Consider the following 12,751-nt stretch of genomic DNA (forward strand, 5'->3'; position numbering starts at 1 on the left):
CCGGAGCCGAAGCTCCGGGTCGTTGTGCAGCGTCAGGGTGCTGCGGACGGAGATGGCTCAGGCGGTTTCGCCTTCGTGCAGGTCTGCAAAGGACCCCTTGGGCTCCTTCAGGAAGAAGAAGCAGAAGAAGGCCACAATCAGACCGGCCACGCCCAGGATCTGGAAGAAGGCACTGTTGGAAGCCGCGATCACCTCGGGGGTGGGTTCGCCGCCGCCGCCCATCCACATCGGCAGGAGGCTGAAGATGGTCAGGTAAGTCACAGCGCCAACGTTGCCGTAGGCACCAACCAGGCCGGCAACCTGACCGGTAACGCGACGTTTGACAAGGGGCACCAGCGCGAAGGTGGCGCCTTCACCGGACTGCACGAAGAAGGAGGCGAGCATGGTGATCACCACGGCAACAGCAATGCCGGTGGTGCCGGTGAAGGTGCCCGGCTTGATCATGCTCATCACCAGATACCCCACCCCGAGACCGGCGGTGAGGAAGCCCATGGTGTTCTTGCGGCTGCCGACGCGGTCGGAGATCAGTCCACCGGCAGGGCGCGCCACAAGGTTCACGAAAGCGAAGCAGGACGCCAGGATTCCGGCGGTGGCCTTCGGCAGATCGAAGGTGGTTTCAAAGAAGGTAGGCAGCATCGAAACCACGGCTAGTTCGGAGCCGAAGTTCACGATGTAAGTGAGCTCGAGAATCGCCACCTGGCGGAACTCGTAGCGGTCTTCCTTGGGATAAACCTTGTTGCCAAGGATCAGGTCGCGGTTGGTGCGGATGATTCCCCAGGTTTGGAAGGCAAACCAGACGGCGACGGCACCGAGGGCCAGCGGGTAGGTGGCAGCGGTTAGGAAGCCCACCTTGCCGAGACGCCAGCAGAGCACGCAGAGGATGGCTGCGAAGGGCACGTTCATGCCCAGAAGACCCCAAAAGTCGCGCATGGAGGTGACTTCCAGACCTGCGGTCTTGGCAGGGCGCTGATACGTCTTGCCGGGGGGGGTGTCGGTGACGTTGAAGAAGTAGAAGAAGCCGTAGGCAGCGGAGACGATGCCGGTCAGAGCGATTGCACCGCGCCAGTTCAGAACGGCGCCGGTGGGCAGTTCGAAGCCGCCGGAGAAGGAGAGGAAGCCTGCGAGGGCAACCATGGTGAGGGCGGAGAAGGCGGAGCCGAAGTTGCCCCAGCCGCCGTAGATGCCTTCAGCCAGGCCGATTTCCTTGGGCGGGAACCACTCGGCCACCATGCGGATGCCGATCACGAAGCCAGCGCCGACGATGGAGAGCAGCAGACGGGCCACCACCAGCTGGTTGAAGTCCTGAGCGGAAGCAAACAGCAGGCATGGAATCGCCGAGAACACCAAGATCGAGGAGTAGGTAATCCGGGGTCCGAATTTGTCCAGCAGCATGCCGATCAGCACGCGCGCTGGGATGGTGAGGGCCACGTTGCAGATGGCCACGGTGCGGATTTGACCAACGGTCAGTCCGAGATCCGCTTTCACGGTGGTGGCCAGAGGGGCCAGGTTGAACCAGACCACGAAGGTCAGGAAGAAGGCGATCCAGGTCAGGTGAAGGGTTCGATACCTGCCCTGGAACGACCAAAGGTCGCCAAGCATTGAGGAGAAGAGAAGGAACCACGGGCTTCAAAAGGAAAGGTGCCCGGGGATGGCAAAACGGTCGAAAAAAGAATCCGTTTAACCCGCGCAGTTAATCAATTCGTCGGGCCCATGTTTGGTCCGATTGGTTACCGATTTCTATTTTTCTGTTCCCCAGCAAACATCAACTTGGCTGATTGATCGGATCAGGTGTTCTTGTGCCGCGATGATTTGGTAGCGGTTGCAACTTTTGTGGGCTGTTGGACTTCGCTGGTTCAGATTGTTGGTTGGCGATGTGAGCCAAGGCTTGCGGGTTTGTTTACTTAGTGGCGGAAGTAGCCGTCGCATGGGGCGTGATAAGGCACTGTTGCCGCATCCCTCTGGCGGTGTCTGGCTCACGGCCCTGGTCGACCAGCTGCTGCCCCTCGGCCATCCGGTACAGGTGTTGAGTCGTCATGCCGCGCACGCAGAGCTGCTGACCCACCGGCCCGGATGTTCCGTGCTGCTGGAGCTCCCTCCCTGGAATGGCCCACTGCAGGCGTTGGCCAAGGTGCTGTCTCCGATGCCCGGCGAGGCCTTGCTGGTGCTGCCGGTGGACATGCCGCTTTTGCGCACCGCCGTTGTCCAGCAGCTCATCGCAGCCTGGAATCGTGCCCCGGAGCAAGCAGCGGTGGCCCATGACGGGCAGCGGCTGCAGCCGTTGCTGGCGGTGATCCCCTCAGGTTCTCCTTTCCGCCCCTGCCTCGATCAGCAACTCCAACGCGGTGAGTTGCGCTGGATGGACTGGTTGACCCGCGTTCCCCATCAGACGGTGCGCTTGCCTGCAGAAGCTTTGTTGAATGCCAACTGTCCTGCAGATCTGGCAGCGTTGGAGGAATGAGCACTCCGCTGCCGCTTGCAGATCGTTTCAACCGGCCCATCGGGGTGCTGCGGCTGTCGCTCACGGCCCGTTGCAATCTCGCCTGTCCGTACTGCTGTCCGGATGTGGAGGAGCCCCCTGGTCTGCTCACGCTTGAGCAGCAGCTGCGCGTCATTCGTGTGGCCGCGCGCCTGGGGGCACAGACACTGCGGCTCACCGGTGGAGAGCCGTTGTTGAGTCGGCGCTTGATGCCTTTGCTGGAGGCGGTGGCGCAGGCCCGGCGGGATTGTTCGGATCCGATCGCCGGTCTTCAGTCGGTGGCGCTCACCAGCAACGGGGTGCTGTTGTCGGAACCGATAGCGCGGGCGTTGCGTGCCGCAGGGCTGGATCGCATCACCATCAGCCTCGATGCAGCGGAAGGGGAGGCAGCGGCGCGCATGGCTGGTCTTCAGGGTGGCGCCGTGGCTGGGGACCGCCTGGTGCGCCAAGTGCAGGACGGAATCGCGGCGGCACAGGCTGCTGGTTTTGACCCTTCCTTCGGTGAGCTCAAGCTCAATGCTGTGATCCAAAGGGGGATCAATGACGATCAGCTGCTGCCCTTGGCCGGTTTGGCGCGGCAGCAGGGGGTGGAGCTGCGCTTGATCGAGTACATGGATGTGGGCAACCGCAACCAGTGGACGCTGGACCAGGTGCTGCCGGCGGCGCAGATGCTGGAGCGTATTCACGCCTGTTGGCCCCTTGAACCTATGGGTCGTCCGCAGGGTGGGACGGCTCGACGTTGGCGCTATGGCGATGGCGCAGGATCCATCGGTGTGATCGCCTCCATCAGTGAGCCGTTCTGCGGTGATTGCAACCGGTTGCGTGTCACCGCCGATGGGCAGGCTTTCACCTGTTTGTTCTCGGCTGATGGCACGGATCTCAAGCCCGCGCTCGCGTCGGAGCTTCAGCTTGAGCAGGCCATGCGCCAGCTCTGGCAGCGGCGCCAAGACCGCTACAGCGAGGAGCGTGATCCAGCCGCCGCTGCGTCAACCCATGCGGAAATGGCATACCTGGGGGGCTGAACCGTCGTGATCGTCACCGTTTTTGCGTGATGCTCCCGGTACAACGGGGCAGCTGAAGGATCCAAAAGGATCCATCGACATGTTTGAACTGCTGGCCTACGAGCGCTTCCGCGACACCCCGTCGGTTCGTTTTTTCGACGTCACCGTGGACACCTCGAATGCGCGCGACCTGGTAATTCACAGCGGCCCGGCAGTGTCGCCTCCTAATGATCCTGAGAGCGGAGCCTGGCAGTTTTATCTGCATCCCCATCAGGAAGACAATCTGCTTGCGGCCAGTGGCGGCAGAACCTTCTTCTTGGTGAACCTGGCCTGGGAAAAGCCATTTCACATCGTTCGGCTCGAGAGCGGTGGTGACATCCTTCGTATCCCCCCCGGCACCTTCCACCGCTCGATCTCCGATCCCGATGGTTCCGTCGTTTTGAACCAGGCGGTTCGTGAGGAAGGCGCTTCTCTGGTGCAGGAATTTCGCGTCTACAACAGCGCCGAGATCCCGGCCTTGATGGCAGCCACACTGAGCTCGGCTCCGAAGCCCCAGTTGCATGGGGTGGAACCTCTGCTTCAGGCGGCCTGAACCAAGTTTCGTGAGGAGGTCTCCGTTCCGGAGGTTTCCTCGTTGATCTGTATCTGCCAATTCAGTTCACTTGTGGTTTCGGGGGGACCACTGAAGCTGCCGCTCACGGCTGCGGTGAGTTCGGGCTTGGACGAGGTGGCAAGTACCACATAGCGATCGTTGACTTCCACGCCGGCACTGGGGTCAAAGCCGCGCCAGCCCGCTCCTGGCAGGTAGACCTCCGCCCAGGCATGCAGGTCGTAGTCCTTCGGGGGAGGTTGCTGCAGTTGATAGCCGCTCACGAAGCGGGCGGGAAGACCCACCACGCGGCAGCAGGCCACCATCAACATGGCCAGATCACGGCAGGAGCCGATCCGCTCGCGCAGGGTTCGGCCCGCTGGCCAGGCCGGCCCCACATGGCGTTGGGTGTATTTCACCCGCTCTTGAATCAGTTCAATCAGTTGCTTCAGAAAGGCCAGGGTCTGCTGGTTGCTTCCCATCAGCGCTTCCTGGGTGAGCTCTATGGCCGCAGGTTCGTGCTGGCCATTGGGCAACCAGCCTTCCAAGGCTCCCTGCAGATCGCTGTTGAGCTGCCCTTGCGGGTAAGGCAAGGGTGGTTCGAGTCCGTTGAAGCAGATCTCTAGCGGAGGTGCCGGTCGGGTCTCCACCAGGCTGCGGGCTTCAAAGATCAGTTCATCAGTGCTGCCGAGAAAGCGGAGCCGTTGGATTTCGTCGCCGCTGGCGGCCACCAGTTCCCGACGTTGTTCCGGTTCCGGCAGCACGCTCAGTTGATGCTCCAGAAGGGTCTGAAACCCTTGCCCTCGGGGTCTCAGACAGAGGCGATGCTCTCCCAGATACACCGGGGCTTCATACCGATATGTCAGGCGGTGAACGATGAGAGCGCGCATGCGGGATCGGTGGGAACGGAACGGAGGTCGGCGCTGGTGAAGTAGCGGGTCTGGATCAGGCTGTGAAGTTGGTTGAGGTCCTGCTGAAGCTGGTCAATAGCTTCATGCAGACCGGCTTCGATCAAGTTGTCGATCCGCACATAGCTCCAGCGGGCCAGGAGCTGTCCGCGCAAGCAGTCGAGGTCATCTGGGGTGTCTTGGCTCGGGTGCTGCTGGATTTGTTGCAAGGTGTCGCTGATGCCCTGGAGGCAATACCGAACCGATCGAGGAAAGCTGGGATCCAGCAGCAAAAAGCGGGCCACCGCTGCAGGGCTGATCGCTTGCTGCACGCTCTGGCGGTACATCTGATAGGCGCCCGCTGTGCGCAGCAGGGTGATCCACTGCAATTCATCCAGCACGCCGCCCACCTCCTCGGGGGAGGGCAGCAGCAGGAAGTATTTGACGTCGAGGATGCGGGAGGTTTTGTCGGCGCGTTCGATCAAACGTCCCAGCTGACTGAACAGCCAGCTCAGATCACGGCTCAGGGTGGTGTCAGTGATCCCGTACATGAGCTGGCAGCCACGCCGAATGATCCGCAGTTGCTCCTGCACCGGTTCCCGCCAGATGTCTTCGTCGTCCTGCAGGGTCCAGTGCAGATCATTGATCTGCTCCCACATCTCCGTGGTGATCACATCCCTGATCTGCCGTGCGTTTTCCCGGGCCATCGCAATGCAACTCACGATGCTGTTGGGATTGCTGCGGTCCAGCAGCAGGAAGCGCACCACCTGTTTCGGCGTGGCATCGGGATAGGCCGTATCAAAGCGGTGGCGATCCCCCGTCACCTCCACCAAGGGCAGCCAAGGCTCGGCGCTGCCCGGAGGACAGTCCAACGCCATCGCTTCGCTCACTTCCAGAAAACGCGAGATGTTTTCGGCGCGTTCCAGATAGCGATTGATCCAGTAGAGCGAATCGGCGACGCGACTCAACACGGCACAGCCTCCTTTGGCTGCGGTGCTGCTATCCGTTGGTCGTCGACGATCCAGGTGTCCTTGCAACCGCCCCCTTGGGATGAATTCACCACCAGTGAGCCCCGCTTGAGGGCCACCCGCGTCAGCCCCCCTGGGCTCACCCAGTTGCTGGCGCCGCGCAGCACATAGGGGCGCAGATCCACGTGGCAGGGGTAGAGCTCACCGTCACTAAGGGATGGCACGGTGGAGAGCTGCAGCGTGGGCTGTGCGATGAAATTGCGTGGATTCTCACGGATCTTGGTGTCGAAGTCAGCCAGTTCCGATCGGCTGGCCTGGGGGCCGATCAGCATTCCGTAGCCCCCGGCTTCCGCCACTGATTTCACTACTAGTTGCTCGAGGTGTTCGAGCACATAGCGCTGATCGTCTGGCCGGGCACAGAGATAGGTGGGAACGTTCTCGATGATTGGCTCCTCATCGAGGTAGTAGCGGATCATTCCCGGCACATGGGCATAGATCAGCTTGTCGTCGGCGACGCCGGTGCCAGGAGCATTGGCGATGGCGACCCGTCCTTGCCGCAGCACATCGATTATTCCCGGCACCCCAAGCATTGAGTCCTTGCGGAACACGGTGGGATCAAGAAAATCATCGTCGATGCGGCGGTAGATCACATCCACGGGTTCGAGGCCACTGGTGCTGCGCATCCACACCCGGCCGTCTTCGCAGACCAGGTCGCGTCCCTCCACCAGTGCAATGCCCATCTGCTGGGCCAGATAGCTGTGCTCGAAATAGGCGCTGTTGAACACCCCGGGGGTCAGGATCGCCACGCGGGGGCTGTCACTCCAGGGCGCCAGGTCCTGAAGGGTGCGCAGCAGATGGGAGGGATAGGCGTCGATTGGTTGAACGGCACGGCCCTCGAACAGGCCAGGGAACAACCTTTTCATCACCCGACGATTCTCGAGGAAATAGGCCACCCCCGATGGACAGCGCAGGTTGTCTTCCAGCACACGCCAGGTGCCATTGCCGTCGCGAATCAGGTCGAGCCCGGAGATGTGGCACCAGCGGTTGAGGGGCAGACTGATGCCCTGCATCTGGGGTCGCCAACCGGAGGAACTTTCCACGTCTTCACGCGGGATCACACCGTCGTTGAGGATCTGCTGGGGGCCGTAGATGTCGGCGAGGAAGCAGTCGATGGCTTCCAGGCGTTGCAGTAGTCCCCGCTCCAGGTTGATCCAGTCGCTGCGGCCGATCAGTCGGGGCAAGGGATCGAAAGGAAGAATCCGTTCACTGCCCTTGAGCCCGGAATCGTTCAAGCGGAAGGTGGCGCCGAGGCGACGCAGCAGCTGGCTGGCCGAGGCATGGCTGCGGTTGAGCTCGGGTAATCCCAGCTGCCCCAGTGATGTGAGCAGAGTGGCCAGATCGTCGCGAGGTCTCGCCGTTTCACTGCAGAAATATTCGTCGAAGCCGACCGTGGGTTTGTAGTCGGTGAACATTCCGATGGTCTGCGCGTATGTCATCCAAGGCGTCGCCCCAACCCCCTTTGGGTGTAGTTGCTACACATTCCGCAATTTCAGGCGACATGGTGCTGATCGCTTGATGTTTGGGTATCCGTAGGCACCTGTATGGAGGGCGCAGGGCGAGGGTTTGGTGCCTCCTTTGCTTATCTGTTTTTGGATTTCAAACGCTCTTCGCCTTGGATGAATTGCTCTGGGCCCGACTGATCTTTGCCCTTGGTGCCGTTGTGACTGCGGCGACGGTGGTGATGATTCTGCGCGGACATATCTATTGGAACCGCAGGGGGTCGACGGATGTCCGCTGACTCGGTTCCCTTCCTACAGCCCGGGATCGCCTGGGCGCTGGTGGTGCTGTTCTCTGTTCTCTGGGTGGCGCTCGGGATTGCCTGGGGCCGGCGCGGGCAAGGCAATGCCGACGACTACATGCTGGCGGGGCGCAACATCGGGCTGGCCCTGAGTACGGCCACGTTGATGGCCTCCTGGGTCACCGGCAACACCACCCTGCTCGCCCCTGAATTCGGCTACAAAACCGGTCTCTGGGGCATGTTCAGCTATGCCCTGGCCGGGCTTGGCCTGATTTTGTTCGCCCCCCTGGCTTCGCGGATCAAGCAACTGATGCCCAACGGGCGCACCAGCGGCGACTTCATTCGCCTGCGCTACGGGCGTCTGGCCTGGTGGGTGTTCATGCTGATCACCGCGGTCTACACCCTGGGCTTTCTGATGACCCAGGCGATGGGTGCTGGCCTGCTGCTGCAGGCCCTTTCAGGCTTCGACTACCACGTGGGAATGGTGGTGGTGATTGGTGTCGCCACCGTGTACACCCTGTTCGGCGGAATGCGGGCCGTGATCGGCACCGATTTCATTCAGTCGCTGTTGATCATGGTGCTGCTGGCGGTGGTGGCGGTGCTCGCCTTCCGGCAATTCCCTATGCCCGAGGTGCATGCTTCCTTGCTGGCCCGGCATCCCGATCGGCTTGATCTGCTGTTGCCGGCGGGCTTGTTGATTGCCTGGAATTCCGCCCTCTTTTCGATGGGCGAAGTGTTTCACAACAACATCTGGTGGTCCCGGGTCTTCGCCAGTCGGCGTTCGGTGGTGATGACCTCTTTTGTATTGGGGGGAATCGCCTGGATGAGCGTGCCGATGGTGACGGGCTCAATCGGCCTGGTGGCCCTGGCGCGTGAGTTGCCCCTCGAGCAGGTGAACATGGTGTTCCCAGTGATGGCGGCTGATCTGCTCGGGGCTGGCGGAGCGGCTTTGGTGTTTGTGGTGGTGTTTGCCTCGCTCACCTCCACCCTGGACTCGCTGCTGGCGTCCACCGCCGATCTGCTGGCGGAGGATGTCTATTTTCGCCTGTTGCGGCCCCAGGCCAGTGACCTGCAGTTGAAGCAGGCGGCGCGGCTGATGGTGGTGGGGTTGGCCGTCGTCACCCTGGCGCTGTCCTGGCCGAGGTTGGATTCGCTGGCTTCGGTGCTGTTCTTCACCGGTGCCCTGGTGGCCTCCACGGTCTGGCCTGTGGCGTGCGGTTTGTATTGGCGCACGGCCAACCGCACGGCTGCTATTGCGGCCATGCTTGCCGGCAGCGTTGTGGGCCTGCTCGCCTATGTGCTGATCGCGCCCTATTGCGCTGCTGTGTTTTCGGCGGCCGTGTCGGCGGTTGTGATGCTGATGGGCAGTCGGATCTGGCCGGAACGCTTTGACTTCACCTTTTTGCAGGAGGAGGGATGATCCAAACGGTTCCTTTGATGGCCGGCCTCGTTGGTCTATCTGGCTTTCAGTTTCTGCTGGTTGCCAGTCAGTTCGCCCTGGTGCTGTCGGTGCTTGTGTTGCTGCTGATTTGGTGGGTGGAGTGGCGGAATGATCGTGTGTGGTGACGCCTGCAAGTGTTAGTAACCAGCTGAACATTTTTTCCGGATCTTTGCTTAAGAAGCTGGTTCTTCGTGGACGCAGGAGTGTGGTTGTTGTTACCGGTGAAAGATGTTGTTCCTGGCTCTAGCACTCGGTCTGGCAAACAGGGTGTTGATCCGATTCCGCTATGGCACAGGCCAAATCAGCAGTTGTGGACGCGTCGTCGGTCCAGATTCGGTTTGAGCCGATGGGGCCCGATGTCTACGGGCAGAACCAACCTCAGGAGCTGTTGGCTGCGATTGCCGAAGACGTTGAGCCTTTGAAGGATTTGGTGGATCAGCACGTGGTGTCGATCCAACCGTTTCGCCCCGAGGCTTTGTTGCAGGTGTTTCGCCTGGCGGCGAAGTTTGAGAGCAATCCAGATCGCTATTGCCGTCACAACACGCCACTCACCGGCAAGATTCTGATCAACGCGTTTTACGAACCAAGCACGCGGACCCGGCTGTCTTTTGACAGTGCCTGGCACCGACTCGGCGGTACCTCCATCAACATCACCGATAGGGCCACCACAGGGATTGCCAAGGGCGAGTCTCTCGAAGATGTCGCCCATATGTTCAACAACTATGGCGATTGTGTGGTGCTTCGGGATAGCGATCCCGGTGCCGTTTATGCAATGACGTCCACCCTTCGGATCCCGATCATCAATGCTGGAAATGGGATCGATGAGCATCCCACCCAGGCGATGGCCGATCTCTACACAATCTTCAAGTGGCGTCCCCAGCTCGCTGAGTTGGACGTGGCACCTGCAGATCGGATTCGAATTGGGATCGTCGGGATTCCCTCGCGGATGCGAACGGTTCGCTCCCTGTTGAGGATCCTGGCCAAATTCCCGCAGACGGTGGACGAGGTGGTAGTAATTCACGCCCCCGGGTTGGAGCCGGATCAGCCGCTGTTCGACCCAGGACAGTTGGAGGAGCTTGAAGCGTGTGGGATGAAGGTGCGCTCCAGCACCGATCTGCAGGCTGAAGTGCCCGACTTGGATGTCGTTTACATCAACGCCATCGCCTGGGTGGGTGATTCCTATGAAGTGCACGGCGGAGGATTTCGCCTCACCCGCGACATGCCATTTAAACCGGAGGCGATTGTGCTCCATCCCTTGGCGCGGGGAGCGGAACTCAGCACCTGCCTGGATGACACGCCCCACAACTGGTATTTCAGTCAGGCCAGGGGAGCCGTGTTCCTGCGGATGGCCCTGCTCACCTGCATGGTGGATCGGGCCGAACGCGTGATGGATGTGATCTGAGGCGATCTGATGTGCGGAATCGGAGGTGTTTTTAATGCAGATCGTCAACAGACGGTGGATCGCCAGCTGCTGGTCAACATGGCGGCGATCCAGGCCCATCGCGGGCCCGACGGCTTCGGGGTTGAGGTGCTCGATCAGGCTGGCGTCGGCTTCTGCCATGCGCGCCTTTCGATCATTGACCTGAACGAGTCGCGGGCTCGGCAGCCCTTCCTCACAGATGACGGTGAGGTGCTGATGGCCCACAACGGTGAGTTTTACGACTTCCAGCGCATCAGGGCTGACCTCACCGCCCAGGGGGTGCGCTTCAGCAGCAAGAGTGATTCAGAGATCCTGCTTCGGCTCTACCAACGCCAGGGGTTAGAGGCGACCCTGCCTCTGTTGCGCGGTGAGTTCGCCTTCGCCTTGTTTGATCGGGCAGAGGACTGCCTCTACCTAGTGCGGGATCGCTTCGGCATCAAACCGCAGTACTGGGCGATGACGCCCGAGGGGCTGGTGTTCGGTTCCGAGTTGAAGGTGCTCTTCGCCCATCCGGCGGTGGAGCGACGCTTCACCTCGGAAGGTCTCTTTCACCAGTTGATGCAGACCATGGTCCCCGGCACCACAGCCTTTGCGGGGGTGCACCAGGTGAAGCCCGGCCATGTGCTGAAGGTGCAACGGGTGAGTGGGCGGCTGGAGGTATCGGAGTCCACCTACTGGGATGTCGACTTTCCGCGTAAAGACGAGCGGGACTCCAACCGAACTGAGGCCGAGCACATCGCTGCCGTTCGTGCGGCGTTGCTGGAGGCCGTTGAGCTGCGCATGGTGGCCGACGTGCCCGTGGGTTGTTACCTCTCCGGCGGCATCGACAGCTGTTCGATCCTCGGCTTGGCGTCAGCCGTCAGCCAGGCACCGGTGAAGGCGTTCACGATTGGATTTGATGACGCTCGTTACGACGAGTCGCCGATCGCCCGGGAGATGGCCGAGGCCACGGGGGCTGAGCAGGATCTGATGCGTCTTTCGGGCCAGGAGCTCTATGGCCATATGGAGCGCACCATCTGGCACGCCGAGCGAACGATCTACAACACCTTGGCGGTGGCGAAGTTCTTGATGAGCCGCCACGTCAACGATGTGGACTACAAAGTTGTGATGACCGGTGAAGGCTCAGATGAGCTGTTCGGCGGCTATCCCGCCTTTCGCCGCGACATGTTCCTGCACGGTTTGGATGACCTGCCGCCGGAGGAGCGCGCCAGCTGGGAAAGCCTTTTGCAGCAGTCCAATGCCCTGGTTCAAGGGGCGATGCTGGCTGAAAACCAGGTGGATGATCCCGATCTCGATGCGGTCGTCGGCTTCACCCCCAGCTGTCTGCAGCCGTGGCTGGCCTGCGCGCCCTTGGTGCCTGAGCTTCTGGCGCAGTCCCATGCCGAAGCCCTGAAGGATTACTCCCCGGGCAAGGCGATTGCCGAGCAACTGGATGCGGATCAACTGGACGGGCGCCATGCCCTGGATAAGGCCCAGTACGTCTGGATCAAGACCATGCTGGAGGGCCAGATCCTCACCTGGGGTGGCGACCGGGTCGACATGGCCAATTCCATGGAGGCCCGACCAGCCTTCCTGGATCATCATCTGGCAGCAGTGGCGGTGCAGGTGCCGCCCGAACTGCGGATCAAGGGGAAAACCGAGAAATACGTGCTGCGGGAAGCCATGGCGGGCCTGTTGCCGGAGGTGTTGTACCGGCGTGAGAAGTTCGCCTTCATGGCGCCGCCAGCCCACACTGAGCCTGAGAAGTGGGAGCAGATGAAGCAGCTCGCCGACGACTACCTCAGTGATGAGGTGATCGATGCCGCTGGTTTGTTGAGCAAAGCCGGAGTGCATGCATTGTTTGCGCGTCACGAGGACCCGGCTACCACTGATGCGGAGCGTGTGCAGATGGATGCGGTGATAAACCACCTGCTGGGTGTGCAGATGCTGCACCGCATGTTTGTGGCCGAAGACGTGCCAGCCCTGGCCCGTCGGGAGGCTGACCGTCTGGGCTGGCGGGTGCTGATGCCCGTTTGAATTCTTTGGTCAGGATTAAATCGTTGCGCTAGCTACAAGGCTCCGCGGGTTTTCGGGTGAATATTGATCCCCGTTTGAAACGAAGGTCACGGCATTGCCCACGCTCATCTCGGCTTCTCCGACTAAACCCGCAACCGAGAGCGAGCCAAGCAAAT

The 12,751-nt window shown here is 61.1% G+C and carries 11 protein-coding genes; 7 read left to right on the plus strand and 4 right to left on the minus strand.

Annotated features, from left to right (window positions below; all coding sequences use genetic code 11):
- Positions 1–57: 57 nt before the first annotated feature.
- Positions 58–1,599 (minus strand): NarK family nitrate/nitrite MFS transporter, encoded by a 1,542-nt coding sequence (locus tag FZZ85_RS07435; RefSeq protein WP_226413720.1) that lies wholly within the window; start codon positions 1,597–1,599, stop codon positions 58–60.
- Positions 1,600–1,873: 274 nt separating this feature from the next.
- Here FZZ85_RS07435 and FZZ85_RS07440 point away from each other — a divergent pair, with 274 nt between their 5' ends.
- The 3 genes from FZZ85_RS07440 to FZZ85_RS07450 all read left to right on the plus strand — a co-directional run bounded on the left by FZZ85_RS07440 (position 1,874) and on the right by FZZ85_RS07450 (position 4,069).
- A complete protein-coding gene (locus FZZ85_RS07440) occupies positions 1,874–2,458 on the plus strand; it encodes a molybdenum cofactor guanylyltransferase (protein ID WP_370631154.1) in 585 nt (194 codons plus the stop codon).
- Entirely contained in the window at positions 2,455–3,498 is a 1,044-nt protein-coding gene (moaA, locus tag FZZ85_RS07445) for a GTP 3',8-cyclase MoaA (RefSeq protein WP_226413724.1), read from the plus strand. Before FZZ85_RS07440 ends, moaA begins: the two co-directional genes overlap by 4 nt.
- Before the next feature lie 79 nt (positions 3,499–3,577).
- The gene (locus FZZ85_RS07450) at positions 3,578–4,069 is read left to right on the plus strand and encodes a redox protein (protein ID WP_226401098.1); all 492 of its coding nucleotides are present in this window, start codon (positions 3,578–3,580) and stop codon (positions 4,067–4,069) included.
- On the opposite strand, the gene FZZ85_RS07455 is transcribed toward FZZ85_RS07450, so the two are convergent.
- Genes FZZ85_RS07455 through FZZ85_RS07465 form a run of 3 tightly spaced genes read right to left on the minus strand, consistent with a single transcriptional unit; the run spans position 4,057 to position 7,393 of the window.
- Entirely contained in the window at positions 4,057–4,956 is a 900-nt protein-coding gene (locus FZZ85_RS07455; RefSeq protein ID WP_226413726.1) for a transglutaminase family protein, read from the minus strand. The genes FZZ85_RS07450 and FZZ85_RS07455 overlap by 13 nt on opposite strands.
- A complete protein-coding gene (locus tag FZZ85_RS07460) occupies positions 4,929–5,924 on the minus strand; it encodes an alpha-E domain-containing protein (RefSeq protein ID WP_226413728.1) in 996 nt (331 codons plus the stop codon). Before FZZ85_RS07460 ends, FZZ85_RS07455 begins: the two co-directional genes overlap by 28 nt.
- Positions 5,918–7,393, minus strand: a complete 1,476-nt coding sequence (locus FZZ85_RS07465) for a circularly permuted type 2 ATP-grasp protein (RefSeq protein ID WP_226413883.1) — start codon at positions 7,391–7,393, stop codon at positions 5,918–5,920. The genes FZZ85_RS07460 and FZZ85_RS07465 overlap by 7 nt, the downstream gene beginning before the upstream one ends.
- A 315-nt stretch (positions 7,394–7,708) precedes the next feature.
- On the opposite strand from FZZ85_RS07465, the gene FZZ85_RS07470 reads away from it, so the two are divergent.
- The 4 genes from FZZ85_RS07470 to asnB all read left to right on the plus strand — a co-directional run bounded on the left by FZZ85_RS07470 (position 7,709) and on the right by asnB (position 12,596).
- Positions 7,709–9,139, plus strand: a complete 1,431-nt coding sequence (locus FZZ85_RS07470) for a sodium:solute symporter family protein (RefSeq protein ID WP_226413730.1) — start codon at positions 7,709–7,711, stop codon at positions 9,137–9,139.
- A gap of 17 nt (positions 9,140–9,156) precedes the next feature.
- Complete coding sequence (locus tag FZZ85_RS12075) at positions 9,157–9,285, plus strand: hypothetical protein (protein WP_255616079.1); 129 nt, start codon at positions 9,157–9,159, stop codon at positions 9,283–9,285.
- A gap of 161 nt (positions 9,286–9,446) precedes the next feature.
- Positions 9,447–10,562, plus strand: coding sequence for an aspartate carbamoyltransferase (locus tag FZZ85_RS07475; RefSeq protein ID WP_226413732.1), 1,116 nt, complete (start codon positions 9,447–9,449; stop codon positions 10,560–10,562).
- A 9-nt stretch (positions 10,563–10,571) separates the two neighbouring features.
- Complete coding sequence (asnB, locus tag FZZ85_RS07480) at positions 10,572–12,596, plus strand: asparagine synthase (glutamine-hydrolyzing) (RefSeq protein ID WP_226413734.1); 2,025 nt, start codon at positions 10,572–10,574, stop codon at positions 12,594–12,596.
- The last annotated feature ends 155 nt before the right edge of the window (positions 12,597–12,751 follow it).

The organism is Synechococcus sp. MU1642 (genome assembly GCF_020514115.1).
GTDB lineage: Bacteria > Cyanobacteriota > Cyanobacteriia > PCC-6307 > Cyanobiaceae > Parasynechococcus.